This is a genomic window from Paragemmobacter kunshanensis, assembly GCF_011059185.1.
Taxonomy (GTDB): Bacteria; Pseudomonadota; Alphaproteobacteria; order Rhodobacterales; family Rhodobacteraceae; genus Paragemmobacter; species Paragemmobacter kunshanensis.
Genome location: NZ_JAALFE010000005.1, coordinates 38359 through 64627 on the forward strand (window position 1 = coordinate 38359; position 26269 = coordinate 64627).

Annotated in this window: 24 protein-coding genes; 13 read left to right on the forward strand and 11 right to left on the reverse strand. The window is 67.2% G+C overall.

Annotated features, from left to right (window positions below; all coding sequences use genetic code 11):
• Positions 1-38 precede the first annotated feature (38 nt).
• From G5V65_RS06665 to G5V65_RS06680, 4 genes are all read right to left on the reverse strand, one after another.
• Entirely contained in the window at positions 39-716 is a 678-nt protein-coding gene (locus G5V65_RS06665) for a DUF1028 domain-containing protein (RefSeq protein ID WP_165048207.1), read from the reverse strand.
• A gap of 113 nt (positions 717-829) precedes the next feature.
• Positions 830-1243, reverse strand: coding sequence for a RidA family protein (locus G5V65_RS06670; protein WP_165048209.1), 414 nt, complete (start codon positions 1241-1243; stop codon positions 830-832).
• 74 nt (positions 1244-1317) lie between these two features.
• A complete protein-coding gene (locus G5V65_RS06675) occupies positions 1318-2457 on the reverse strand; it encodes an aromatic ring-hydroxylating oxygenase subunit alpha (protein ID WP_165048211.1) in 1140 nt (379 codons plus the stop codon).
• Positions 2458-2570: 113 nt separating this feature from the next.
• On the reverse strand, positions 2571-3539 hold the full coding sequence (locus tag G5V65_RS06680; protein WP_165048213.1) for a LysR substrate-binding domain-containing protein: 969 nt from the start codon (positions 3537-3539) through the stop codon (positions 2571-2573).
• A gap of 146 nt (positions 3540-3685) precedes the next feature.
• On the opposite strand from G5V65_RS06680, the gene chvE reads away from it, so the two are divergent.
• The 6 genes from chvE to G5V65_RS06710 all read left to right on the forward strand — a co-directional run bounded on the left by chvE (position 3686) and on the right by G5V65_RS06710 (position 11221).
• Positions 3686-4753: a multiple monosaccharide ABC transporter substrate-binding protein gene (chvE, locus tag G5V65_RS06685; RefSeq protein WP_165048215.1), complete on the forward strand. Its 1068-nt coding sequence runs from the start codon at positions 3686-3688 to the stop codon at positions 4751-4753.
• 71 nt (positions 4754-4824) lie between these two features.
• A complete protein-coding gene (gene mmsA, locus G5V65_RS06690; RefSeq protein WP_165048216.1) occupies positions 4825-6360 on the forward strand; it encodes a multiple monosaccharide ABC transporter ATP-binding protein in 1536 nt (511 codons plus the stop codon).
• Positions 6360-7556 carry a multiple monosaccharide ABC transporter permease gene (gene mmsB, locus G5V65_RS06695; protein WP_165048218.1) on the forward strand — a complete coding sequence of 399 codons (1197 nt, stop codon included), beginning with the start codon at positions 6360-6362 and terminating at the stop codon, positions 7554-7556. Before mmsA ends, mmsB begins: the two co-directional genes overlap by 1 nt.
• 8 nt (positions 7557-7564) lie before the next feature.
• Positions 7565-8560 (forward strand): AraD1 family protein, encoded by a 996-nt coding sequence (gene araD1 / locus G5V65_RS06700; RefSeq protein WP_165048221.1) that lies wholly within the window; start codon positions 7565-7567, stop codon positions 8558-8560.
• Positions 8561-8567: 7 nt separating this feature from the next.
• Positions 8568-10310: an L-arabinonate dehydratase gene (gene araD, locus G5V65_RS06705; RefSeq protein WP_165048223.1), complete on the forward strand. Its 1743-nt coding sequence runs from the start codon at positions 8568-8570 to the stop codon at positions 10308-10310.
• Entirely contained in the window at positions 10310-11221 is a 912-nt protein-coding gene (locus tag G5V65_RS06710) for a Gfo/Idh/MocA family protein (protein ID WP_165048225.1), read from the forward strand. The genes araD and G5V65_RS06710 overlap by 1 nt, the downstream gene beginning before the upstream one ends.
• A gap of 318 nt (positions 11222-11539) precedes the next feature.
• On the opposite strand, the gene G5V65_RS06715 is transcribed toward G5V65_RS06710, so the two are convergent.
• Together G5V65_RS06715 and G5V65_RS06720 are read right to left on the reverse strand one after the other, a co-directional pair.
• Positions 11540-14749: an efflux RND transporter permease subunit gene (locus G5V65_RS06715; protein WP_165048227.1), complete on the reverse strand. Its 3210-nt coding sequence runs from the start codon at positions 14747-14749 to the stop codon at positions 11540-11542.
• Positions 14742-15731, reverse strand: coding sequence for an efflux RND transporter periplasmic adaptor subunit (locus G5V65_RS06720; protein WP_165048229.1), 990 nt, complete (start codon positions 15729-15731; stop codon positions 14742-14744). The genes G5V65_RS06715 and G5V65_RS06720 overlap by 8 nt, the downstream gene beginning before the upstream one ends.
• A gap of 171 nt (positions 15732-15902) precedes the next feature.
• Here G5V65_RS06720 and G5V65_RS06725 point away from each other — a divergent pair, with 171 nt between their 5' ends.
• Positions 15903-16904 carry a LacI family DNA-binding transcriptional regulator gene (locus G5V65_RS06725; protein WP_165048230.1) on the forward strand — a complete coding sequence of 334 codons (1002 nt, stop codon included), beginning with the start codon at positions 15903-15905 and terminating at the stop codon, positions 16902-16904.
• 157 nt (positions 16905-17061) lie between these two features.
• Here the strand turns inward: G5V65_RS06725 and G5V65_RS06730 are convergent, their stop codons facing one another.
• Genes G5V65_RS06730 through G5V65_RS06740 form a run of 3 tightly spaced genes read right to left on the reverse strand, consistent with a single transcriptional unit; the run spans position 17062 to position 20017 of the window.
• Entirely contained in the window at positions 17062-18051 is a 990-nt protein-coding gene (locus G5V65_RS06730) for a carbohydrate kinase family protein (protein ID WP_165048232.1), read from the reverse strand.
• Positions 18051-19190: a Gfo/Idh/MocA family protein gene (locus G5V65_RS06735; protein ID WP_165048234.1), complete on the reverse strand. Its 1140-nt coding sequence runs from the start codon at positions 19188-19190 to the stop codon at positions 18051-18053. The genes G5V65_RS06730 and G5V65_RS06735 overlap by 1 nt, the downstream gene beginning before the upstream one ends.
• Positions 19187-20017: a class I fructose-bisphosphate aldolase gene (locus tag G5V65_RS06740; RefSeq protein ID WP_165048236.1), complete on the reverse strand. Its 831-nt coding sequence runs from the start codon at positions 20015-20017 to the stop codon at positions 19187-19189. Before G5V65_RS06740 ends, G5V65_RS06735 begins: the two co-directional genes overlap by 4 nt.
• 193 nt (positions 20018-20210) lie before the next feature.
• On the opposite strand from G5V65_RS06740, the gene G5V65_RS06745 reads away from it, so the two are divergent.
• Complete coding sequence (locus G5V65_RS06745; protein ID WP_165048238.1) at positions 20211-20762, forward strand: fasciclin domain-containing protein; 552 nt, start codon at positions 20211-20213, stop codon at positions 20760-20762.
• Between the two features lie 127 nt (positions 20763-20889).
• Here the strand turns inward: G5V65_RS06745 and irrA are convergent, their stop codons facing one another.
• On the reverse strand, positions 20890-21312 hold the full coding sequence (gene irrA / locus G5V65_RS06750; RefSeq protein ID WP_165048240.1) for an iron response transcriptional regulator IrrA: 423 nt from the start codon (positions 21310-21312) through the stop codon (positions 20890-20892).
• A 222-nt stretch (positions 21313-21534) separates the two neighbouring features.
• On the opposite strand from irrA, the gene fabA reads away from it, so the two are divergent.
• Positions 21535-22044, forward strand: a complete 510-nt coding sequence (gene fabA, locus G5V65_RS06755) for a bifunctional 3-hydroxydecanoyl-ACP dehydratase/trans-2-decenoyl-ACP isomerase (protein WP_165048242.1) — start codon at positions 21535-21537, stop codon at positions 22042-22044.
• Positions 22045-22120: 76 nt separating this feature from the next.
• On the opposite strand, the gene G5V65_RS06760 is transcribed toward fabA, so the two are convergent.
• The gene (locus G5V65_RS06760) at positions 22121-22492 is read right to left on the reverse strand and encodes a GFA family protein (RefSeq protein ID WP_165048244.1); all 372 of its coding nucleotides are present in this window, start codon (positions 22490-22492) and stop codon (positions 22121-22123) included.
• Between the two features lie 126 nt (positions 22493-22618).
• Here G5V65_RS06760 and fabB point away from each other — a divergent pair, with 126 nt between their 5' ends.
• From fabB to G5V65_RS06780, 4 genes are all read left to right on the forward strand, one after another.
• Entirely contained in the window at positions 22619-23848 is a 1230-nt protein-coding gene (gene fabB, locus G5V65_RS06765) for a beta-ketoacyl-ACP synthase I (RefSeq protein WP_165048246.1), read from the forward strand.
• 30 nt (positions 23849-23878) lie between these two features.
• Positions 23879-24688 carry an enoyl-ACP reductase FabI gene (locus G5V65_RS06770; RefSeq protein WP_165048248.1) on the forward strand — a complete coding sequence of 270 codons (810 nt, stop codon included), beginning with the start codon at positions 23879-23881 and terminating at the stop codon, positions 24686-24688.
• A gap of 111 nt (positions 24689-24799) precedes the next feature.
• Positions 24800-25198, forward strand: coding sequence for a winged helix-turn-helix domain-containing protein (locus tag G5V65_RS06775; RefSeq protein WP_165048250.1), 399 nt, complete (start codon positions 24800-24802; stop codon positions 25196-25198).
• Positions 25195-26262 (forward strand): DmpA family aminopeptidase, encoded by a 1068-nt coding sequence (locus tag G5V65_RS06780; protein WP_165048253.1) that lies wholly within the window; start codon positions 25195-25197, stop codon positions 26260-26262. Before G5V65_RS06775 ends, G5V65_RS06780 begins: the two co-directional genes overlap by 4 nt.
• Positions 26263-26269: the final 7 nt, after the last annotated feature.

The window sequence follows — 26269 nt, forward strand, 5'->3', positions numbered from 1 at the left end:
CTGCCGCCGCCCGCGACGGAAGCCCCGCGCGCGACCCCTCACTCATCGCCCGGCACGCCATAGGACGGGGCCTGCCGCGGATCGCGCGCGCGCTGCACATAGGCCGCCATCTGCGGGGCATAGACCTGCCAGGCCCGCGCCACGGCCTCGATCGGACGCGCCTCGTCGGACCAGTCGCAACGCAATTCGGCGACAGGCCAGCTTTCGCGATCCACCATCAGAAGCCCCGCCGAATGCACCGGCCCCGCCTCGCCCCCGGCATCGCGCCCGGCGATCAGGGCGGCGACCAGCCGGTCGCCCAGCGCCCCGCGCGCGGCAAGGAAACCCGCCACCATGGCCGCGGGCACGCCGTCATGGGCCAGAAGATTGCCCCCCGCGATCACGCCGGGGCCTTCCGCCACCCCCCAGATCCCCAGCACATGCCCGCCGGAATGGGCGGCCACCCGGCCCCCCGCATCGACGCACATCAATTGCCGGTATTCGGCATGGGCCGTCCCGGCCACCACCTCTGCCACGGCCTGATCCGCATGGCGACCTGCGGCAAGCCGGTCCAGCAGCGCCGGACCGAGGGCAGGGTCGGTGATGTTCTGCGTTGCCGCCACCCCCACCCCCGCCCGCGCATGGGCGCAGCGCGCGGCAACGGCCGGGGAAGAGGAAGAGATCACCATCCCGAAGGCACCCGTCTCGGGGCAGCGGGCCAACAGCGAAAAGGTCATGCGTCACCTCGGGGTTACGGGCGTCGCAGGGTATTTGGGCCAAGGTGAAACGGCATCTTCATCTTGGCCGCAAATACCCATGCAACGGGTCTGCAGGGCGGCTCGGGCGCGGTTCAGTCGGGGATCACGGCGGTGGCGTCGATCTCCACCAGCCAGTCGGGCCGGGCCAGCGCCACGACGACAAGCCCGGTGCAGACGGGATGCACGCCGCGGATATATTCGCCCATGGTGCGATAGACGGCCTCGCGGTGGCGGACATCGGTAAGATAGACCACAAGCTTGGTCACATGCTCCATCTTCCCGCCGCATTCCTCGACCAGCTGGCGGATGTTCTGCATCACCTTGTGGGTCTGCTCCACCGGATCGTGGCTGCCGATGTTCATCGCCGTGTCCAGATCCTGCGGGCACTGACCGCGCAGGAAGATCACCGTCCCCCGCGCCACCACGGCCTGGGCAAGGTCATTGTCCAGCTTCTGTTCGGGATAGGTGTCCTTCGTGTTGAACTTGCGGTGGCGGATATGGGCCATGATGTCTTTCCGGTTGGTTTCTGGGGCGGCGGGGGGTCCGGGGGGCAGCATTGCCCCCCGGCTTGGGCACAGGGTCACGCCGGGGGCATCATCCGGGCGATGTATTGGGCGAATTCGAAGTTCGGGCGTTCGAGGTGGGACAGGGGACCGGGGGAGGACATGGCGGCAAGCAGGCCGCGATAGACCTTTTCGGTGCATCCCTTGTCTTCCACCTGCACGTCGTCCAGCAATTCCTTCACTTTCGCAAGATGCGTCGGGGCGTCGGGATCGGCCATCCACTCCGCGCTCATCCCGCCGCCGAACAGCACCTTCACATGGCCCGGCCCGTCCGGCGTCAGCGACAGATACCAGAAATAGCCCGGTGTCAGCGTGATCAGCAGCGCGGGATAGATCGCCAGAAGCCAGGTGATGCGCCGCGCGTCGCCTTGCAGCCTGGTGTTCGACGGATGCGCCAGCGCAAGGGGGACAAGGTCGTTCTTGACGATCCAGTGATAGTTGAAGGCCTCCGTCCCCTCGGGGCATTCCATCAGGGCAAGGTCGCAGGTGCCGCCGATGGTGCCCGCATGGCAGGCGGGCAGGTGGTAGCTTTCCATGAAATTCTCGGCCAGCACCTTCCAGTTGGTCGCCCAGCGGAATTCCTCGCGGAAGGTCTCAGAGTAGGAGGCCATGTCGAGATGGCCCACCAGCGCCTCGACATCGCGAAGGCGGTCATGGATGGGGGCGGCCTCGGGGTTCAGCGTGACCATGATCCAGCCGTGCCAGTCGGCGACGCGGATCTTCGGCAGGTGGACCTGCTCCTTGCAGAAGGTTTCGTTCAGCGTCATCGCGGGCGCGCCGCGCAGGCTGCCGTCAAGGTTGTAGGTCCAGGCGTGATAGGGGCAGACGATGGCGCGGACGCGGCCGCGGCCTTCCAGCAGCGTCGACATGCGGTGGCGACAGACGTTGGAGAGGCCGCGCAATTGCCCGTCGCGGTCGCGCAGGATGATGACGGGTTCGCCCGCGATCTCCATCGTCAGATAGTCGCCCGGTTCCTTCAGCGCGTCGGCGCGGCCCGCGCAAAGCCAGTCCTGCGCGAAGATGTGGCGCTGTTCGGCCTCGGCGAAGGCGGGTGAGGTATAGACCGATTTCGGCATGGCCTGCGCGCGTTCGAAGGGCACGGCGACATTGGCGCGCAATTCCTCGATGGCGCGCAGGGCGGGGTCTAGGGCGGTCATGGCGGCATCCTCGGATCGGCGGCGCGACGGCGTCGCCCGCAAAGATGACTTTCCGCCATGGGCTTGCACAAGGAAAGCAGGATGTTCCCATGCGCGGCTTAGGCAAAGCCTAATCAGCCCTGCCGATCCCCTGCCCCGTCGCCTGCCCCCGCCTCGCCGCCCTGCGCGACGACCATGCCCGCCAGCCGCGCCGCGACCGGGGTCAGGATCGCACCTGCGCGGGTCAGAAGGCCGAAGGGTTCCACCACGATCCCCAGATCGACCGGCAGGATGACATAGGGCGAATCCGGCCCCGCGAAGCGGTCGCAGACCGCGCGCGCCAGGGGCGCGATGGCGTTGGATTGCTGGATCAGCGCCAGCGTCAGCAGGAACGAGGCCGTGGCCAGACGCTGCGGCGGCTGCGGCAGGCCAAGGGCGCGCAGGCGCTCTGTCACCGCCCGGTTCAAAAGCGCGCCCGGCCCCGGCATGACCCAGTCGAACCCCATCAGATCGCCCGGCGCGACCTCGGGCATCATCGCCAGCCGGTGCCCGCGCCGCACCATCAGGGCGACGGGTTCCACCCCGATGGGATCTGACAGGTGCAACTGCCCCTCCATCCCGTCGGGCATCCGGCCGATGGCGAAATCCAGCCGCCCCGCCAGCAATTGCTGCGCCAGCAGGTCCGAAGGCGCCACGACGACCTCGGCCGTCACCTGCGGCAGGGCCAGCCGCGCCGTGCGCAGCGCGGGCAGCACCCGGTCCAGCGCGGGCCCCGTCACCGAACCGATCCGCACATGGCCCGATCCGCCACTGGCGATCTCGGCGATCTCGCGCCCGGCATCGCGCAATTCCATCACCACCCGTTCGGCCCGCCGGGCCAGCGCATGGCCCATCGGCGTCAGCGTGATGCCGCGCCCGGTGCGCTGATGCACGGGCTGGCCCGCGATCCGCTCCACCTCGGCCAGCAGGCGCGAGGCGGCGGGCTGCGCCACGCCCAGAAGATCGGCCGCCGCGCCCAGCTGCCCGGTTTCCGCCAGCGCCGCCATCAGGCGCAGATGCGCCAGCTTGACCCCGCGGCGCAGCAGATTGTCGGATTCTGACATAACCTTATCGCCATATATTCATCACAAATCATTCTTTGACGGATATGCAAAGCCGTTGCAACTCTCCGCCCCACGGCGTTGGCGGGACGGGAGCCCGGCAACGGGGCCGCAACATGCCGTGGCGCATCACGGCGAGGGAGGACAGCATGAAACTTTCCAGAAGGGCGCTTCTTGCGCTTGCCACTGCCGCATCTTTTGTCGGCGCGCCCAGCTTCGCGCAGGACAAGGGCACCGTGGGCATCGCGATGCCGACGCAATCCTCGGCGCGCTGGATTTCGGACGGCAACTCGATGGTGGAGCAGTTCACCGCCGCCGGTTACGCGACCGATCTGCAATATGCCGAAGACGACATCCCCACCCAGCTTGCGCAGGTGGAGAACATGATCACCAAGGGCGTGAACGTCCTTGTCATCGCGGCCATCGACGGCACCACGCTGTCCAACGCGCTGGACAATGCCGCCGCGGCGGGGATCAAGGTCATCGCCTATGACCGCCTGATCCGCGACAGCGGGTCGGTCGACTATTACGCCACCTTCGACAACTTCAAGGTGGGCGTGCAGCAGGCCGAAAGCCTGGTGAAGGGCCTGAAGGAGCGCTTCCCCGACGCGAAGCCGTGGAATGTGGAACTGTTCGGCGGCTCGCCCGACGACAACAACGCCTTCTTCTTCTACAACGGCGCGATGAGCGTGCTGCAGCCGCTGATCGACGCGGGCGACATCGTCATCCCGTCGGGCCAGATGGGCATGGATGTGGTGGGCACCCTGCGCTGGGATGGCGCGGTGGCACAGGCGCGCATGGATAACCTTCTGTCGGCCAACTATGGCGACAAGCAGCTGCATGGCGCGCTTTCGCCCTATGACGGGCTGTCGATCGGCATCCTGTCCTCGGTCAAGGGCGTGGGCTATGGCTCGGGCGATCTGCCGATGCCCATCGTGACGGGCCAGGATGCCGAAGTGCCCTCGGTCAAGTCGATGATCGCGGGCGAGCAGTATTCGACCATCTTCAAGGACACCCGCGCGCTGGCCGGCGTGACCGTGAAGATGGTGGATGCCATCCTGTCGGGCGGCGAGCCGGAGATCAACGACACCGAAACCTATGACAACGGGGTGAAGGTCGTTCCCTCCTACCTGCTGGAGCCGGTCTCGGTCGATGTCACGAACTATGAGGAAATCCTCGTCGGTTCGGGCTATTACACGGCCGATCAGCTGAAGTAACGTCCAGAAAGTCAGGCCCGCCCGCCCGCCCGCCTGGCGCGGGCGGGCCTGATGCAGACCGGGGGGATCGCATGGCAAGGCTTCTGGAAATGCGGGGGATCAGCAAGGTCTTTCCCGGTGTCCGCGCGCTGGACCATGTCGACCTGACGGTCGAAGCGGGAGAGATCCACGCCATCTGCGGCGAGAATGGCGCGGGCAAGTCCACCCTGATGAAGGTGCTGTCGGGCGTCTATCCGCATGGCAGCTATGAGGGCGAAATCCTTTACGACGGCGCCACCCTTGCCAATCGCGGCATCCGCGACAGCGAGGAAAAGGGCATCATCATCATCCACCAGGAACTGGCGCTTGTGCCGCTTCTGTCGATTGCCGAGAACCTCTTCCTCGGCAACGAGGTGGCGAAGAACGGCATCATCAATTGGCCCAGCGCCTTTCAGCAGACCGAGGCCCTGCTCAAGAAGGTGGGGCTTTCGGAGCCGCCCACCACGCAGGTGGGCAAGCTGGGCGTCGGCAAGCAGCAACTGATCGAGATCGCCAAGGCCCTGGCCAAGGATGTGCGCCTGCTGATCCTCGATGAACCCACAGCGGCCCTGCAGGAGAATGACAGCCAGAAACTGCTGGACCTGATGCTGGAACTGAAGGCGCAGGGCGTCACCCAGATCATCATTTCCCACAAGCTGAACGAGATCGGCCGCGTGGCCGACCGCATCACCATCCTGCGTGACGGGGCCACCGTCTCGACCCTCGACAAGGCCGATATCAGCGAGGAACGCATCATCCGCGACATGGTCGGCCGCGACATGGCCCATCGCTACCCCGAGCGTGACTCGAACCCCGGCGAGGTGCTGATGGAAGTGTCGGGCTGGAACGTCTGGCATCCCGAACAGCAGGGCCGCCAGATGATCCGCGACGCGGGTTTCACCGTCCGCAAGGGCGAGATCGTGGGCATCGCCGGGCTGATGGGCGCGGGGCGCACGGAACTGGCCATGTCGATCTTCGGCCATGCCTATGGGCGCGACATTTCCGGCACGGTGAAGATGGGGGGCAAGGTCGTCGATACCTCTTCCGTCACCCGCGCCATCGCGGCGGGGCTGGCCTATGTGACCGAGGACCGCAAGCAGCTTGGCCTTGTCCTTGACGAACCCATCGTGAAGAACATCACGCTGGCCAATCTGGCGGGGGTGGCCACGCGGGGCGTCCTGTCACGGGGACGCGAACAGCAGGTGGCCGAGGAGTATCGCCGCGCCATGTCGATCCGCACGCCAAGCGTGTTCCAGAAGGTGGTGAACCTGTCGGGCGGCAACCAGCAGAAGGTGGTGCTGTCGAAATGGCTGTTCGCCGATCCGCAGGTCCTGATCCTGGACGAACCCACGCGCGGCATCGACGTGGGCGCGAAGTTTGAAATCTACACGATCATGAACGAACTTGCCGCCCAGGGGCGCGGGGTGGTGATGATCAGCAGCGAAATGCCCGAACTTCTGGGCATGTGCGACCGGATCTATGTGATGAACGAGGGGCGCATCGCGGGCGAACTGTCGAAGGCAGAGGCCAGCCAGGAGCGTATCATGTCCCTCATCCTGAAGAATGACGGCAAGGCAAGGGTGGCGTGATGGCGGATCAGGCGGCAGGCACGGGCGGCAAGGGCATCGGCGCGCATCTGGGCGGGCATCTGCGGGAAAACGGGATGATCCTGGCGCTGGTCGCCATCGTGATCTTCTTTACCGTGGTGGTCCGGGTCCAGCTGGGTGTCGATTTCCTGTCGGCGCAGAACATCACCAACCTCTTCCTGCAGAATTCCTATGTGATCATCATGGCGCTGGGGATGCTTCTGGTGATCGTGGCGGGCCATATCGACCTGTCCATCGGCTCTGTCGTGGGCTTTACCGGCGCGGTGGCCGCGGTGCTGACGGTGAACATGGGCTGGCCCGTCTATGCGGTGATCCCGGCCTGCCTTCTGGTCGGGCTCTGCATCGGGGCGGCGCAGGGCTATTGGGTGGCCTATTGGCGCATCCCGTCCTTCATCGTCACGCTGGCGGGGATGCTGGTCTTCCGGGGGCTGACGCTCTGGCTGCTGGCGGGGCAGAATGTGGGGCCGTTCCCCAAATCCTTCCAGTCGCTTTCGACGGGTTTCATCCCCGATGCCTTTGGCGTGGGCAAGCCGAACATGACGGCGCTGGCGCTGGTGGCGCTGGCGGCGGTGGCGATCCTGTGGATGGGCCTGCGCGCCCGCGCCAGGGATCAGCAATTCGGCATCACGCCCGAACCCGTGGCCGTCTTCGCGATAAGGAACTTCGTGGTGGCCGCCGCGCTGCTGTTCGTGGGCTACAAGCTGGCCACCTTCCGCGGCCTGCCCAATGTGGTTGTGGTGCTGTCAGTGCTGACCGTGCTTTACGCCTTCTTCACCGAGAACACGACGACGGGCCGCCGCATCTATGCCCTGGGCGGCAACGAGAAGGCCGCCCGCCTGTCGGGGATCAATACGGAACGGCTGACCTTCTTCGCCTTCTGCAACATGGGGGTGCTTGCCTCGCTTGCGGGGATGATCGTGGCGGCGCGGCTGAACTCCTCTACCCCCAAGGCGGGGGTCGGGTTCGAACTCGATGTGATCGCCGCCGTCTTCATCGGCGGGGCCTCGATGACCGGCGGATCGGGCAAGATCATCGGGGTGGTCGTGGGCGCGCTGATCATGGGGGTGATGAACAACGGCATGTCCATCCTGGGCATCGGGATCGACTACCAGCAGGTGATCAAGGGCCTTGTCCTTCTGGCCGCCGTCATCTTCGACGTCTACAACAAGAACAAGTGAGGCCCCCCATGCTTTTGTCGCAGATCATCCGCCCCGATGGCAGCCTTGCCGTCGTGGTCCGCGCGGGATCCGAAGCCGCGATCCTGCGTGGCACGGCCAGCACCTATGACCTGGCGCTTGAGGCCGCCACCACCCGCCGCCCGGTCGCCGCGATCATCGCCGAACGGGGCATGGGCGCGGCGGTGGACCTGCCCTCGCTTCTGGCCGAGGGGCGCGTCACGCTGCCCATCACCCATCCCGATCCCACCCATATGCACCTGACGGGAACGGGCCTGACGCATCTGGGCAGCGCCTCGGCCCGCGATGCGATGCATGCCAAGCTGGACGGGGCGGAAAACCTGACCGACAGCATGAAGATGTTCCGCCTGGGCCTTGAGGGTGGCCGCCCCGCGCCGGGCACCCCCGGCGCGCAGCCCGAATGGTTCTACAAGGGCAATGGCACCACCGCCATCGGCCCCGGCCAGCCCCTGACCATGCCCGCCTTCGCCGAAGACGGCGGCGAGGAACCGGAACTGGCCGGCATCTACATCATCGCCCCCGACGGCACGCCCTGCCGCCTGGGCTGGGCGCTGGCCAACGAATTCTCGGACCATATCACCGAACGGTTCAACTATCTGTGGCTGGCCCATTCCAAGCTGCGCGAGGCCTCTTTCGGGCCCGAAATCCTGGTGGGCGACCTGCCCGCCGATGTGCAGGGCATGTCGCGCATCCGCAGGGATGGCGCGGTGATCTGGGAGAAACCCTTCCTCTCGGGCGAGGCGAACATGTCGCACAGCATGGCCAATCTCGAACATCACCATTTCAAATACGATCTCTTCCGTCGCCCGGGCGATGTGCATGTCCACATGTTCGGCACCGCCACCCTGTCCTTTGCCGATGGCATCGCCACCCAACCCGGCGACCTGTTCGAGATCGAGGCCCCCCCCTTCGGCCTGCCGCTGAAAAATCCGCTCGCCCGCGCGCCCGCGCCGGGTGCGGCCATTGTCGCCGTTCATGCCCTGTGAGGAAGAGATGACATTCAAACCCGCCAAATGGCCCCGCAAACTGCGCTCGCAGGAATGGTTCGGCGGTTCCAGCCGCGACAACATCTATCACCGCGGCTGGATGAAGAATCAGGGCTTCCCGCATGACCTGTTCGATGGCCGCCCGGTCATCGGCATCCTGAACACCTGGTCGGAACTGAACCCCTGCAACGCGCATCTGAACGACCTCGCGGAAAAGGTGAAGAACGGCATCTACGAGGCGGGCGGTTTCCCGGTCGAGGTGCCCGTCTTCTCCGTCTCGGAATCCGCCTTCCGCCCGACCGCCATGATGTTCCGCAACCTCGCCGCCATGTCGGTCGAGGAACAGATGCGCGGCCAGCCGATGGATGGCTGCGTGCTGCTGGTGGGCTGCGACAAGACCACGCCCTCGCTCCTCATGGCCGCCGCCTCCACCGACCTGCCCTCCATCGTGGTGACCGGCGGGCCGATGCTGAACGGTTATTTCCGGGGCGAACGCGTGGGTTCCGGCACGCATCTGTGGAAATTCTCCGAAGCCGTGAAGGCAGGCGAGATGTCCCCGGCCGAGTTTGCCGAGGCCGAGGCCTCGATGTCCCGCTCGGCAGGCTCCTGCAACACGATGGGCACCGCCAGCACCATGGCCTCCATGGCCGAGGCGCTGGGCATGGCGCTTTCGGGCAATGCCGCCATCCCGGCGGTGGACAGCCGCCGCCGCGTCATGGCGCAGCTTTCGGGCCGCCGCATCGTGCAGATGGTGAAGGACGATCTGAAACCCTCCGACATCCTGAAGCGCGAGGCGTTCGAAAACGCCATCCGCACCAATGCCGCCATCGGCGGATCGACCAATGCCGTGATCCACCTTCTGGCCATCGCGGGCCGCGTCGGCATCGACCTGACGCTGGACGACTGGGACCGCTTGGGCCGCGACGTGCCCACCATCGTCAACCTGATGCCTTCGGGCAAATACCTGATGGAGGAATTCTTCTACGCGGGCGGCCTGCCTGTCGTGCTGAAACGTCTGGGCGAAAGCGGCCTGCTGAACAGGGACGCGCTCACCGTTTCGGGCGAAACGATGTGGGACGAGGTGAAGGAGGTGGTGAACCACAATCCCGACGTGATCCTTCCGGTCGAAAAGGCGCTGACGCAATCGGGCGGCGTGGTGGTGGTGAAGGGCAACCTTGCCCCCAATGGCGCGGTGCTGAAACCTTCCGCCGCAACCCCCGCGCTGATGACGCATCGCGGCCGCGCGGTGGTGTTCGAGGATATCGACGACTACAAGGCCCGCATCAACGACCCCGATCTCGACATCGACGAAACCTGCGTCATGGTGATGAAGAACTGCGGCCCGAAGGGCTATCCCGGCATGGCCGAGGTGGGCAATATGGGCCTGCCGCCCAAGGTTCTGAAGAAGGGGATCACCGACATGGTGCGCATCTCGGATGCGCGCATGTCGGGCACCGCCTATGGCACGGTCGTCCTGCACACCTCGCCCGAGGCCGCCGCAGGCGGCCCGCTCGCCGTGGTGCAAAGCGGCGACATGATCGAACTGGACGTGCCCAACCGCCGCCTGCATCTGGATATCAGCGACGCAGAGCTTGCCGCCCGCCTTGCCGCCTGGAAACCCCGCGTGACTCCGCCCGACAGCGGCTATGCCATGCTGCATCACCAGCATGTCATGGGCGCGGACAAGGGGGCCGATCTCGATTTCCTGCGCGGCAATCGTGGCGCGCCGGTGGGCAAGGATTCGCACTGATGAAGATCGCCCTCGTCGGCATCGGCAAGATCGCCCGCGACCAGCATGTTCCCGCGCTGGCCGCCTCCCCCGATTGGGAACTGGCGGCCACGGTCAGCCGCGCGGGCAGCGTCGATGGCGTGCCCGCCTTCACCGATTTCGCCGCCATGCTGGCGCAGCGCCCCGATATCGGGGCGGTCTCGCTCTGCCTGCCGCCGCAGCCCCGCTATCCCTATGCGGAACTGGCGCTGAAGGCGGGCCGCCATGTCATGCTGGAGAAACCCCCGGGCCAGACCCTGGCCGAGGTGCATGCCCTGGAACGCCTGGCCGCCGAACAGGGCGTCACCCTCTATGCCACATGGCATTCCCGCATGGCCGAGGCTGTGGCCCCCGCGAAGGCCTGGCTCAGGGACAAGACCATCACCCGCGCCCATATCACCTGGCGCGAGGATGTGCGCAAATGGCATCCCGGCCAGGACTGGGTGTTCGAACCGGGTGGCATGGGAGTCTTCGATCCCGGCATCAACGCGCTTTCGATCCTGACGGAAATCCTGCCCGCCCCCGTGCATGTCACGCAGGCCGATCTGGAATTCCCCGCCAACCGCGACACCCCCATCGCCGCGCGCATCGCCTTTTGTGGCAATGTCACCGCCGATTTCGACTGGCGGCAGGAAGGCCCGCAGACCTGGGATATCGAGATCGACACCGATGCCGGCCCCTGCGCGCTGCGCTTTGGCGGCAACCGGTTTCAGGTGGCGGGCCAGGACATCGCGGGCGAACAGACGATCATGGGCGAATATCCGCGCCTCTATGCCCGCATGGCCGAACTTGTCCGCGCCGGGGCATCCGAAGTGGATCTCGCCCCCATGGTGCATGTCGCCGATGCGCTGACCCTGGGCAAGCGGCACGTCACCGACGCCTTCCACTTCTGACCCTGCCGCAGGATCGGCCCCCGCCGACCTGCGCCCCACCTCTGGGGAAGGCCGGATCATCCGCAGGCAGCAGGGGCCGGGAACCGCGCCAACTCACCATACCGGGCCGCCCCTTTCGCCGCCGGATCGGGGGTCATCAAGACCCGGCAGCAAAAGGGGGGAGGGCGGCGTGCCGCCCTGCCCCCCTTCTATCCCACCCTGCCAAGCCGCGCCCCAGCGCTTGCGGATCGCTTGCCTGTCCAGAGGTCTGCCCGCAGGCCGGAAGGCGGCCCCCGCCATCCCGAGGGCGGCCCTGCGGCCGCCCCCCGGCATCCGGCCTCAGGTGCGGAACACCCGATAGATCGCCGGGATCACCAGCACCGTCAGCAGGGTCGAGGACAGAAGCCCGAACAGCAGCGAAATCGCCAGCCCCTGAAAGATCGGGTCCGCCAGGATCACCACCGCCCCGATCATCGCGGCAATCGCCGTCAGCAGGATGGGCTTGAACCGGATCGCCCCCGCCTCGATCAGCACATCGACCGAGACCCTGCCCGTTCCGGAATTTCGGATGAAATCCACCAGCAGGATCGAGTTGCGCACGATGATCCCCGCCAACGCGATGAAGCCGATCATCGAGGTGGCCGAGAAGGGCGCGGCAAACAGCCAGTGGCCCAGGATGATGCCAAGGAAGGTCAGCGGGATGGGCGTCAGGATCACGAGCGGCAGCTTGAACGATCCGAACTGCGCCACGACAAGGATATAGATCCCCAAGAGCGCCACCCCGAAGGCCGCCCCCATGTCGCGGAAGGTGACGAAGGTCACTTCCCATTCGCCGTCCCACAGCAGCGTGACGGGGCCCTCATCCTCGGGCTGGCCATGCAGGCTGATCTCGGGCTTCGTGCCCGGGGCCCAGTCCTGCGCCTCGATCGCGTCGGCCACGGCCAGCATGCCGTAAAGCGGGGCCTCGAAATCACCTGCAAGCTCGGCCGTCACCATCTCGGCCTCAAGGCCATTGTGGCGGAAGACGGGATAGGAGGACTGTTCCTCCGCCACGCGGATCACGTCGCCCAGTTCCACCACCCCGCGCGCCCCGGGCAGGACATTGGCCGGAATGGGCGTCGTCAGAAAGCGTTCGTCCAGCACCCGGTCGCCCTTGTCGCGCCCGACGATCAGCGGAATGGGATGCCGCCCCTCGCCGCGATGCGAATAGCCCACCGTCTGCCCGCCATTCAGCAGCGCCATCGTGTCGAAGACATCCGCCTCCTGCACGCCGAAGAATTCCAGATCATCGGTCGAGATGGTGGCCCTCAGGCGCGGCGCCATGACGCCAAAGCTGTCATCCACATCGACGACGAAGGGGATGCTTTCAAAGGCCGCCCGGATCTGCGCCGCCGCCTTGCGCCGCGTCTCGGCATCCGGGCCATAGACCTCGGCCAGCAGGGTGGCGATGACGGGCGGCCCCGGCGGGGGTTCCACGGTCTTCAACACCGTCCCCTCGGGCACGGCCACGGCCTTCAGCCGCTCGCGGATATCCAGCGCGATGTCATGGCTGGCCCGGTCGCGATCCGTCTTGGGCAGAAGGTTGATCGCCACCTCGCCCAGTTGCGGCTCCTGCCGCAGATAGGTATGCCGCACCAGCCCGTTGAAGTTGAAGGGTGCCGCCGTTCCCGCATGGGTCTGGACCGAGGTCACCTCGGGCATCTGCATCACGATGGCCGCCACATCCTGCGCCACCCGGTCCGTCGCCTCGACCGAGGCACCTTCGGGCAGGTCGATCATCACCGACAGTTCCGACTTGTTGTCGAAGGGCAGAAGCTTCACCGTCACGTCGCGGGTATAAAGCGCTGCCAACGATCCGAAGGACAGCGCCGCCGTGATCAGCAGGAAGGCAAGGCTGCGCCCCTTCGTCGCCAGCAGGGGCCGCGCCACGGCATTATAGCTGCGCTCCAGCATCCCGCCATGATGGCCGCCATGCCCGCCTTCGCCATGGGCCGACATGTCGGCCTTGCCCGCGATCTTCACCATCAGCCAGGGCGTGATGATCACCGCGACAAAGAAGGAAAAGATCATCGCCGCGCTGGCATTGGACGGGATGGGCGACATGTAGGGCCCCATCAGCCCGCTGACAAAGAGCATGGGCAACAGCGCCGCCACCACCGTCAGCGTGGCAACAATGGTGGGATTGCCCACCTCGGCAACGGCGTCGATGGCGGCTTCGGTCCGGCTGCGGCTGTCCTTCATCGCCCAGTGGCGGGCGATGTTCTCGATCACGACAATGGCGTCATCCACCAGGATCCCGATGGAGAAGATCAGCGCAAACAGGCTGACGCGGTTCAGCGTATAGCCCATGATCCAGGCGGCAAAGAGCGTGAGAAGGATCGTCACCGGGATGACGATGGCCACCACGATGGATTCCCGCCAGCCGATGGCCAGCCAGACGAGGGCAATGATCGACACTGTGGCAAGGCCAAGGTGGAACAGCAGTTCATTGGCCTTTTCATTCGCCGTCTCGCCATAGTCGCGCGTCACGGTCAGCGCCATGCCTTCGGGGATCAGCTTGCCCTCCAGCGTGTGGACGCGGTGCAGCACCTCTTCGGCCACCACCACCGCATTGGCCCCGGCCCGCTTGGCCACGGCCAGCGTCACCGCCGGGGCGCGATGCACGCTGCCTGCCTCGTCCTTGACCAGATGGCTGACGATCCGGTCCGATGTATCGGGCACGAAGACAACATCGGCCACATCCGAAACATAGACCGGCCGCCCGTCGCGCGCCGTCAGCAGCAGATTGGCGACTTCCGCCGGGGCCGTCATGGTTTCGCCCGCCACCAGATCCACCTGCCCGCCGCCAGCACGGACCTTGCCGGTGTTCAGCGTGCGGTTGGCCTGCGCCACCTTCCCCGCCAGTTGCTGCAGCGTCACGCCATAAAGCGCCAGGCGTTCCGGATCGGGTTCGATGCGGATCGCCTCCTGCGCCTCGCCCACGACATAGGTCAGGCCCACATCCTCGGTCTTGGCGACCTCGGATTGCAGGGCGCGCACCACGCGCGTCAGGTCATTGGCCGTGGCCTCCGAGCCCGGCGCGGCCGACAGGGTCAGCGTCAGGATCGCCACATCGTCGATCCCCCGCCCGATCACCAAGGGTTCGGGAATGCCCACCGGCAGCCTGTCGATATTGGCGCGCAGCTTGTCATGCACGCGCAGGATCGCATCCTCGGCCTTGGTGCCCACCTCGAACCGCGCCGTCACCAGCGCGGCATCGTCGCGCGTCTGGGAATAGACATGTTCCACATCGTTGATCCCCTTCACGAGGATCTCCAGCGGTTCCGTCACCAGCTTCACGCCATCCTCGGCGCGCAGGCCCTGGGCCTGCACATGGATATCGACCAGCGGCACGGAAATCTGCGGCTCTTCCTCGCGCGGGAGCGAGACCAGCGCCACCAGCCCCGCCGCCAGCGCGGCCAGAATGAAGAGCGGCGTCAGGGCCGAGGCGATGAAGCCCTTCGTCAGCCGCCCGGCAATGCCCAGCGCTGCGGCGTCGCGGTCACTCATGGCCCACCTCGCCCGCCTGCGGGGCCACGGTCAGCACCGCATCGCCCGCCTTCAGCCCGGTCAGCACCTCGACCATGGCCACGCCCTCCCGCTCGATCCGCTGGCCGGGCACCACCGTCCGCAGGCCCGCGCCTTCGACGCCCACGAAATCCAGCCCCCCGCGCGTCACCAGCGCGGTTTCCGGCACCATCAGGGCGCTGCGTTCGCCCACCGGCAGGCGCACCAGCACACGCGCATCGACAAAGCGGTCGGTCAGGCCCGCCACCTCGACATCGGCCACGACGCGGCCATTCTCGATCAGCGGATAGACCTTGACCAGCCGCCCCTCGACCGTGCCCTCTGCGCCCTCGATCTCGATTGCGTCGCCCTCGGTCAGGTCGGCGGCGTGGCGCTCCGGCACGGCCAGCCGCAGGAAGATCCCGCCGCCGCCCAGTTGCGCCACCGCCTCGCCCGGCATCACCACCGCGCCCTGCGCCACCGGCACATCCAGCACCCGGCCCGCCACCGGCGCCAGCACCGCGCCCTCGGCCGCCTGCTGTTGCACCACCTGCCGCTGCGCCTCCAGCGCGGCGATCTGGCCCGTCACCACATCGACCTGCGTCCGCAGCGCATCCAGCCGCTGCGCCGTTGTCACGCCCTGGGCCAGCAATTCCTCGCCCCGCGTCAGTTCGGCCCGTGCATTGCCAAGCTGCGCCTCCAGCGCCGATCGCTGCGCGTCCAGCGCGGAAAGCTGGAAGCCCAGCTTTTCATCCACGATCTCGGCCAGCACATCGCCTTGCGCCACCATATCGCCCTCGGCGACCTTCAGCGAAACCAGCGTGCCACCCAGCCGCGCCCGGGCGGGAATGCGGTCGCGCGCCTCGATCCGGCCATAGACGGCCTTCCATTCCGTCACGGTGACAGGGGAAAGCGTGACCGTTTCAGCCAGGGCCGCCGTGCCGAGCAGGGCAGCCAGGATCGAGACGAAAGACAGACGGCGCATGGGTAGTCTCCTCGCGGTGATGTCGCCTAGTTAGACCGGCTGGAATAAATATTCAAGACTATGAATGTATCTTTCCGGAAAACCTGCCAGAGCGCGGCAGGCCAGACACGCCATCGCTTGCCGTTTCGCGAAACGCGGCTAGACAGGACCATCAGCAGAGGGCGCGCCGCCATGACCAAGATCAAGGAAATCGCCGAAAGGGCCGGGGCCTCCATCGCCACGGTTTCGCGGGTGGTGAACGGATCGGGCTATGTCAGCGCCGCGATGCGCGCCCGGATCGAGGCGGCGGTGGCCGAACTGGGCTACAGGCCCAATGCCGGGGCGCGGATGATGCGCTCGGGCAGCAGCCGGATGGTGGGGGTGCTTCTGCCCGCGCTGGACGTGCATTTCTTCGGGATCCTGGCCCATACGGTGGAACAGGCGCTGTTCGCGCGCGGCTATCAGGCGATGATCTGCTCCACCGCCGAAAGCCCGGAACATGAGGCGGATTATGTCTCGGCCATGCTGGCGCAGCAGGTGGATGGCGTGATCCTTGCCGCCGTCACGCCGGACGGGGCAGGGGTGGCGCGCCTGCGCGCGGCGCGCGTGCCCATCGTCGCGCTGGATCGCGCCCTGCCCGGCACGCCGACCGTGGCCGCCGACCACCGCACCGGCGGGCGGATGCAGGCGCGGCATCTGATCGACCTCGGGCATCGCCGTTTCGGCGTGATCGGCGCGCCGGGCCATTCCGCCCCGGTGCAGGACAGGTTGGCGGGGTTGACCGAGGAACTCGCCGCGGCGGGGCTGCCCCCGCCGGTGATCCGCCTTGGCCCCGTCCACGGATTCGAGGCCTGCCGTGATCTGGCGGCGGCGCTTCTGGCGGAGACGCGCCCCGATGCGCTGATCGGCACGTCCGACATGGCCGCCATCGGCGCGCTGCATGCGGCGGCGGGATGCGGGCTGTCGGTGCCGGGGGATCTGTCGATCATCGGCTTCGACGATCTGCCCGCCGCGCGCTACACGATCCCGCAGCTGACCACCATCGCCCAGCCGATCCGCGAGATCGGCCAGGCGGCGGTGGATCAGATCATCGCCCTGATGCGCGGCGAGACCCCGCCGCGGCCCGCCCCGCTGCCCCTGACCCTGATCCCGCGCGGGACCACAGCCCCAAGGGGGGGCACAGCCCCCCCTTGACCCCCCCGCGCTCAGGGCCAAGCCGCCCGAAAGGGTGGCAGGGGTCGATTGGGTATTTTCGCCAAGGTGAAAGGGGAAAGGACATCTCCCCTCCCCAGCCATGGGGAGGGGTTGGGGGAGGGGTTGCTCGGGCAGGGTTGGGGGAGGGGTTGCTCCCTCAGCCCAGAAGCGCCGTCAGGGGCGGGATCGCCCCGGTGGCCGTGGCCCCGGCAAGGCTGGCCGCCGCGGCGCGATGGCCGAGCCTGAGGCAGGCCTCGGGTGCCCATCCCTCATGCAGGCCGTAAAGGCAGCCCGCGGCAAAGGCATCGCCTGCGCCGACCGGGCTGACCACGCGTTCGGCCGGGACAGGATCGGGGCGGATCGCGACCGCATCCCCCCCGGGCGTCAGCCACAGGCCCAGCGCCGGGCTGTGGATCACCACCTGCCCCGCGCCACCGTCGCGCAACTGCCGCGCCGCCGCCTCCAGACCCGCCGCATCCCCGGCCCCTGCCACCGCGCGCCCCGTCGCCCGCGCAGCCTCGATCTCGTTCAGGAACAGCACATCGGTGAAGGGCAACGCCGCCTCGACCGTGGCGCGGAACCCCGCGCGATCCGTGGAAACGAGATCGACCGCCGTCACCATCCCCGCCGCCTGCGCCCGCGCCAGCACCCGCGCCGCGCCGCTTTCGCCCCCCGCCACCTCATCGAGGCGTCCCAGAAGGTTCAGATAGCCCAGATAGAAGATCCGCGCCCCCGCCGCGGCCACGGCCTCGACCGCGATGTCGCCCTCATCCAGCAGGTCATTCGTGCCGGGGTGGTAAAAGAAGGTGCGGCTGTCTCCGGGCAGGTTCATCACATGGGTATGCGCCGTGGGCGCGCGGTCCGTCTCGGCCAGGTGCGTGCCATCCGCCCCCGCCGCCTTCACCGCCCAGCGCACCGTCGCCGCGTGGCGATCCATCCCCACCAGCCCGATCGCCCACAGCGGCAGCCCGGCCTGAAAGGCCGCCAGCGACAGCATCACATTGGCCGCGCCGCCGCCCGTCCCCTCGACCTCGTCGGTGATCCGGACCAGTTCGCTTTTCGCGGGCCAGCCCTCGATCGTGTGGACGATGTCCACGATCCAGTTCCCCGCACAGGCGACGCCGCGTCTGGCAGAGGGCGGCGGCATCACCAGCAAACCTCGACCGACTGCCCGCTGGTCCCGGCCTGAAGGGCCGCCGTCAGCACCGCATGATGCGCCGCAGCCTCCTCCGGCGTGGCGCAGGGAAAGCCCTGCGCATCCCCCCCTGCCAGTTCATCCACAAAGGCCGCCCACATCTGCTGGATCGCATCGGTGAAGCCGAACTCGAAGATCCCCCCCGTGATCGCCCCGAACAGCGGCGTATAGCCCAGATCCTCCGTCACCCAGCCCTGCGACCCGCCCGCCTCATAGCGCATCCATTGCCATTGGCGCGGGCTCTTGGTCGTGAATACGGCCGATCCCTTCATCCCCAGCACCCGGATGGACCAGGTATTCGCCTCGCCCGGCGCGATGCGCCAGGTCTTCAGCACCATGGGAAAATCGCCCGCTGCATCGGGAACCGTGCAGGTGATCGTCGCATTGTCCCAGGTATCGCAAGCCACCCGCCCGCCCTTGCCATCGGGCCGCGTCTCCACCCGTTTCACAAGGCTCGCCGTCACCCGCGCGGGCCGCCAGCCAAGGCGCAGGGGCACATGCAGCACATGCATCCCCAGATCGCCCATGCAGCCATAGTCACCATTCACCCCCGCCATCCGCTTCCAGTTGATCGGCTTTTCGGGGTTGATGTCGGAGGAATGCAGGAAACACGCCTCCACCTCCAGCACCGGCCCCACGGCGCCAGAGCGGACAAACTCCACCACCTTCTGCGCGCCGGGATAGAAGGGCATCTCGGACGAACAGCGCACCAGCAGGTCAGGCCGCGCCGCGATCGCCGCCGAAATCGCGCGGTTCTGCGCCAGATCCATCCCGAAGGGCTTTTCCCCCAGCAGATGCTTCCCCGCCGCAAGGATCGCCGGATATATCTCCGCATGCAGCACGTGCGGGACGGCGCAATAGACCGCCTCCACCTCCGCGTTCGCCAGCAGATCCCGGTAATCCGTCGTCACCTGCATCGGCCCCAGCGCATCGGTATACCAGCCCATCAGCGCGGGATTGGTGTCGCAGACCGCCACGATGCGAGGGCGCGCCCGCATCCCCGTCAGATGCAGCCAGCGCGCGGCGGCCGAGGCGAATTCCCGCCCCATCAGCCCGCAGCCGATGATGCCGAAGCGGATCTCGCGCATCATGCCCCCCCGATCATCGCCAAGGCCGCCTCGGGCGCGGCGCCCTCATGCACCACCGCCATCAGCGCCCGCGTCATGCCGCCCGGATCGGGATGCTGGATCACGTTGCGCCCATAGACGATGCCCTTCGCGCCCTGCCGCATCAACTCTGCCGTGCGCGACAGGATCTCGGCATCCGACACGCGCCCGCCGCCCCGCACCAGCACGGGCAGGCCCTGCGCGATCTCGATCACCCGATGATACTCCTGCACCTCGGTGCAGGGATCGGCCTTGATCACATCCGCCCCCAGTTCCGCCGCCTGCCGGACCAGCGGCAGGATCTTGTCGATATCCCCGTCCACCATATAGCCGCCTTTGGCATTGTCCTGCATGACCAGCGGTTCCACCATCAGCGGCATCCCCATGACCTCGCATTCCCGCTTCAGGGAATTCACGTTCCGCACGCAGGCGCGATAGACCTCGGGCTGGTCGGGCAGCATCAGCAGGTTCACCACCACGCAGGCCGCATCCAGCATCAAGGCCTGCTCCACCGGGCGGTCGATCACCTCGGAAAACAGGGCGCGCGGCAAGGGCGTGCCATAGACATTGGCGATATCCGTCCGCAGCACCAGCGCGGGCTTGTCCTTGCCGGGGATCGCCTGCAACAGCCGCGCCGTCCCCGGCGGCAGCTGGATCGCATCGGGCCGCGCCGCCGCAACCGTACGGATCGCCCGCCCCATATCCTCGATCCCGCCAAGAAAGCTGATCTCGTTGAACATGCCATGGTCGATGGCCACATCGAAGCACTTCCCCGAGGGCGCGAAAAGCCGGTTCATCCGGGCGGTTTTCATGGGCGATCCATCCTTGCTGCCAATACCTGAAAACGTTTCCACAAGCCTAGCCGACCCCCGCCCCCCGATCAAGCCCGGCAAGGCCGCGCCCCTTCCCTTGGCGCAGGAAACGGGCCGGGCGTGAAACTTCCCGCCAAGGCCCGCGTAGATCGGATCACAGGCGGAACAGGTCCGCCCCAACCCGGAGGATACCATGATCACGATCACCCTGCGCGGCCTTGCGCTTTCCACCCTGCTTGCCCTCCCGGCGCTGGCGCAAGACAACCCGATGGTCGGCGGCGCGCCGATGTTTGCCGACAAGAACATTGTCGAGAATGCGGTGAATTCGAAGGATCACACCACCCTCGTGGCCGCCGTGCAGGCCGCCGGTCTGGTGGAAACCCTGCAATCCCCCGGCCCCTTCACCGTCTTCGCCCCGGTGAACGATGCCTTCGCCGCCCTGCCCGCAGGCACCGTGGACACGCTTCTCATGCCGGAAAACAAGGGCATGCTGACCAAGGTGCTGACCGCGCATGTCGTGGCGGGCAAGCTGTCGGGGGCCGATATCATGGCCCGCGCCAAGGCCGCGCCGGATGGGTTCTTCCATATGCAGACGGTGTCGGGCGACGCGCTTTCCGCGCAGGTGAAGGGCCGCAACCTCTATCTGATCGACGAAAGCGGCAATGCGTCCAAGGTCACCATCGCCGATGTGAACCAGTCGAACGGCGTGATCCATGTCGTGAATGCGGTCCTCGTGCCGAAGTGACCCCGAAACCGCAACGGCCCGCCAGAGGCGGGCCGTTTGCCGTAGGGCGGGGTTCACCCCGCCGCGCCAACCGTAGGGCGGGGTTCACCCCGCCACAGCGCCGCCGCGCCGCACCGTAGGGCGGGGTTTACCCCGCCGCGCGTTTCAGGCGGATCACCACATCCACGCGCGACACCTGCATCCCATCGGGCGCATCGGGCAGCCCCTCGATCCGCAGCCTGTCGGCGGGCGCATCGCTCAGCGTGGCGCTGTCTTCCCAGTAGAAATGCGGATGATCATCCATGCGCGTGTCGAAATAGCTTTTCGATCCGTCGACCACGACCTCGTTCATCAGGCCCGCTTCGCAGAAGGCGCGCAGCGTGTTGTAGACGGTGGCCAGCGACACCTTCTCGCCCGCCTGCCCGGCCAGCGCATAAAGGCTTTCGGCGGTGACATGGCGATCCTCGCCATCCCCCACCAGCAGCGCGGCAAGGGCCAGACGCTGCCGCGTCGGGCGCAGACCGCCCCGCGCCAGCCATTCCGTTCCCCGTTCCTGTGCCGCAAGCACCATCGTGCCATCCCTGCCTGAATAGGTGGATCACTGCCCTCTATATGGCATCGCAGCCAATGAATACAAATGAAAATCGGTCGCAACCGGCCCGCCGCCCCCATCCGGGCGGCCCCGCCGCGACATCTGCCCGCCATATGCCCCTTCGGCCGACCTTGCCACATCTTCCGTCGCGATGCTAAACCGGGCCGCGACAGAGGACCGGAACACGGGGAATACCAGCGCATGGCCGCCTATCCGAACAGCTTTGACCGCGACGCCCTTCTGAAATGCGCGGCGGGCGAACTCTTCGGCCCCGGCAACGCGCAACTGCCCGCGCCCCCCATGCTGATGATGGACCGCATCACCGAGATTTCGGAAGATGGCGGCCTGCATGGCAAGGGCCATGTCGTGGCCGAATTCGACATCACCCCCGACCTGTGGTTCTTCGACTGCCACTTCCCCGGCAACCCGATCATGCCCGGCTGCCTGGGCCTCGATGGCCTCTGGCAACTCACCGGCTTCAACCTCGGCTGGCGCGGCTGGCTGGGGCGCGGCTACGCGCTGGGGGTGGGAGAGGTCAAACTCACCGGCATGGTCCGCCCCGACCGCAAGATGCTGACCTACAAGGTCGATTTCACCAAGGCCCTGCAAACCCGCCGCCTGACCATGGGCGTCGCGGATGGGATTGTCGAGGCCGATGGCGAGGTGATCTACATCGTCAAGGACATGAAGGTCGCGCTGAGCGAGGCCTGACACCCGGGCGGACGGTGCGCGCAAAGCGCACACCCTACGCCCGCCTGTAGGGTGTGCGCTTTGCGCGCACCCCCCCTTACCCCCGATCCCCCGCAAACCCCTCCATCCCCGGAAACTCCGGCAACCACCCCTCTCGCCGCACGGTCCACAACTCATAGGTCGGGACAAACACCCCCACCTCGTCCAGCGCGCCCAGATTGACCTCCACCTCTTCCACGCTGCGGCCGAAGACCGGGGATCCGCAGGTCGGGCAGAAGAACCGCCCCTTCCAGTCGCGCGGATCGCCCGTCACCGTGACCGCCGCCGCCGGATAGATCGCGCTGGCATGGAAGACCGCCCCATGATGCTTGCGGCAATCGAGGCAATGGCACAGGCCCACCCGCAGTGGCGCACCTCTGGCCACCACCCGTACTGCCCCGCAGGAACAGCCCCCCGTCACCCGTTCCATCCCGTCCTCCCGGCCCGCCTTGGGGGCATCTTCCCCCCATCCCGCGCCCCGCTCAATCCCCAATCCCCTTGCCCCTTCCCCCCCTCTCCCTTAGAGACAACCCAAGGATACAGGATCGGAGGCCGCATGCGTCGCGTCGTCATCACCGGGATCGGGATCGTCTCTCCCATCGGCAATACCGCGGCCGAGGTGGAAGCCAGCCTTCGCGCGGGCAAGTCGGGCATCGTCTTCGCCCCCGAATATGCCGAACGCGGCTTCCGCTCCCAGGTCCATGGCCAGCCCAACATCGTGCTGGAAGACCATATCGACAAGCGCGACCTGCGCTTCATGGGCGACGGTGCGGCCTACAACTTCATCGCCATGGATCAGGCGATCAAGGATTCCGGCCTCGAACCCGCCGACATCTCGAACGAACGCACGGGCATCATCGTGGGCTCGGGCGGGCCTTCGACCAAATCCTTCTTCAAGGCCCACAACATCGTCCGCGAAACGGGCAGCCCCAAACGGATCGGCCCCTTCGGCGTGACCAAGGGCATGTCCTCGACCACCTCTGCCTGCCTTGCCACCCCTTTCAAGATCAAGGGCGTGAACTACTCCATCACCTCCGCCTGCTCCACCAGCGCGCATTGCATCGGCAACGGCGCGGAACTCATCCAGTTCGGCAAGCAGGACATCGTCTTCGCCGGCGGCGGCGAGGAACTGGACTGGACGCTCTCCTGCCTCTTCGACGCGATGGGGGCCATGTCGTCGAAATACAACGACGCCCCCGCCACCGCCTCGCGCACCTATGACGCCACCCGCGACGGCTTTGTCATCGCAGGCGGCGGCGGTGTCGTGGTGCTTGAGGAACTCAACCACGCCCTCGCCCGCGGCGCCAGGATCTATGCCGAAGTCACCGGCTACGGCGCCACTTCGGATGGCCATGACATGGTCGCCCCCTCGGGCGAAGGCGGCGAACGCTCCATGCGCCTCGCCCTCTCCACCCTGCCGCAGGGCCGCCGCATCGACTACATCAACTCCCACGGGACCAGCACCCCCGTCGGCGACGTGACCGAGATGGAGGCGATCCGCCGCGTCTTCGGGCGGGGCCAGACGCCCCCCGTTGCTTCGACCAAGTCGCTCACCGGCCACTCCCTCGGCGCGACCGGCGTGCATGAGGCGATCTATTCCCTCCTCATGATGAACGGCAACTTCATCGCGGCCTCGGCCAATGTGACCACCCTCGACCCCGCACTCGACCCGTCCGAAATCGTGACGACGATGCGCGATGGCGTGACCATCGACTCGGTCCTGTCCAACAGCTTCGGCTTCGGCGGCACCAACGCCACCTTGGTGATGAGCAAATACCTCGGCTGAGACAAAGCCACCGCAAAAGGGGACAGGGACATGGCAGACCTGATGAAGGGCAAGCGCGGCCTGATCATGGGCGTGGCGAATGAACGCTCCATCGCCTGGGGCATCGCCCGCGCGATGGCGGCCGAGGGCGCAGAGCTTGCCTTCTCCTATCAAGGGGAGGCCTTCGGCAAACGCCTTGCCCCCCTCGCGGCCTCGGTCGGGTCGGATTTCATGGTGGATGTGGACGTCACCGATGACGCCTCGCTGGATGCCTGCTTCACCGCGCTCAAGGACCGCTGGGGGACGATCGACTTCCTCGTCCACGCCATCGCCTATTCCGACAAGAACGAACTCACGGGCCGCTTCATCAACACGACCCGCGGCAACTTCACCAATTCGCTCGCGATCTCCTGCTTCTCCTTCATCGACGTCTCGCGCCGCGCGGCAGAGTTGATGCCCGAGGGCGGCACGCTGATCACGCTGACCTATGGCGGATCGAACCGCGTCACGCCCAATTACAACGTGATGGGCGTCGCCAAGGCCGCGCTCGAAAGCTCTGTCCGCTATCTCGCCAATGACCTCGGGCCGCAGAAGATCCGCGTCAACGCGGTCTCGCCGGGTCCGATGAAGACGCTGGCCGGCGCGGCCATCGGCGGCGCGCGGGCGACCTATCGGCATACCGAGGCGAACGCCCCCCTGCGGTCCAACGCGACGCTAGAGGCGGTGGGCGGCACCGCCGTCTGGCTGGCCTCCGAATACGGCGCCTTCACGACGGGCGAGGTGGTCCATGTCGATGGCGGCTATCACGTCCTGGGCATGCCCCAGCAGGACAATCTCGGCGGCGGGGCCGACAAGGGGTAAGGGCGGATGGCGGGGTGAACCCCGCCCTACCCCCGCGCCGCCTTGCGGCCGATGACCACGGCCATGCAGGCAACCCTTGCCCTTGGCCCGGCTTTGGGAAATCCTCGCGCCATGGACCCGCATATCAGACATCCCCGCCTGCGCATCCGCATCGTCTTTGGCGAGGCCGAGATGATGGGGCCGGGCAAGGCCGAATTGCTGGAGCGGATCGAAAGGACCGGCTCCATCGCCGCCGCCGGGCGCGAAATGGGCATGAGCTACAAGCGCGCCTGGGAACTGATCGGCACGCTGAACGCCATGTTCCGCCTGCCCGTGGTGACCAGCACGCGCGGCGGCCCGAAAGGGGGCGGCGCGGTGCTGACGGAGACGGGGCATGACGTGCTGCGCCTTTACCGCGCCTTCGAGGCCGAGGCCGCCCAGGCCGGGGCGCGGCAACTGGATGCCCTCTGCGCGCGTCTCGCCGACGCGCCGCCCGAACCCGGATCCACCGCTGCGGAAGGCCCCGCATGACCCGCCCCCGCGCCCGCGATCTCGGCCTGCCGCTGCCCGGCACGCCCGGCCGCTGGAATGCGATCACCGATGTGCCCGGCCTGCGTGTCGGCTTCTGCACCCTGACGGACCCCGCCCGCAACATGCGCACCGGGGTCACCGCCATCCTGCCCCGCCCGGACGAAGGCGCCCCCGCCCCGGTCTGGGCGGGCCATTACGCCCTGAACGGCAATGGCGAGATGACGGGAACGCACTGGATCGACGATGCGGGCTATTTCACCGGGCCGGTCTGCATCACCAATACCCATGGCGTGGGCGCCGTGCATCACGGCGCGACCCGCTGGATGATCGACAGCTATCGCGACCATTTCCAGAAGGGCCATGCCTGGGCCATGCCCGTGGTGGCCGAAACCTATGACGGCATCCTGAACGACATCAACGCCCTGCATGTCACCCCCGACCATGCCATCGCCGCGCTGCGCGATGCCCGCACGGGCCCCGTCGCCGAAGGCGCGACCGGCGGCGGCAACGGCATGATCTGCTATGAGTTCAAGGGCGGCACCGGCACCGCCTCGCGCCGGGTGGCGCTTGCCGGGCAGGACTATGTGATGGGCGCGCTGGTGCAGGCCAATCACGGCCTGCGGCCCTGGTTGACGATCCTTGGCCGCCCGGTGGGCAGGCTGATGCCCGAAGGCCGCCTGATGGATCGCGAAACCGGCTCGATCATCGTGATCCTGGCCACCGATGCCCCGCTTTCCGGCCTGTCCCTGCGCCAGATCGCCAAGCGGGCGGCCATCGGCATCGGCCGCCACGGCACGCCGGGGGGCAACAGTTCGGGCGACATCTTCCTTGCCTTCTCGGTCGCCGATCCGGGGCCGATGCCGCAGCAGTCCCCGCCCCTTGTGACGCGGGAATTCCTGAATGGCGAATATCTCGACCCGCTTTATCTGGCGGCGGTGGAAGCGGTGGAAGAGGCGGTGATCAACGCCCTTGTGGCGGGCGAGGATACCCCCACGGTCAAACCGCCGGGCCGGATCGTGCCCGGGCTGGATACCGAACGCCTGCGCGCGATCTTCGCCACCTGACGCCGCC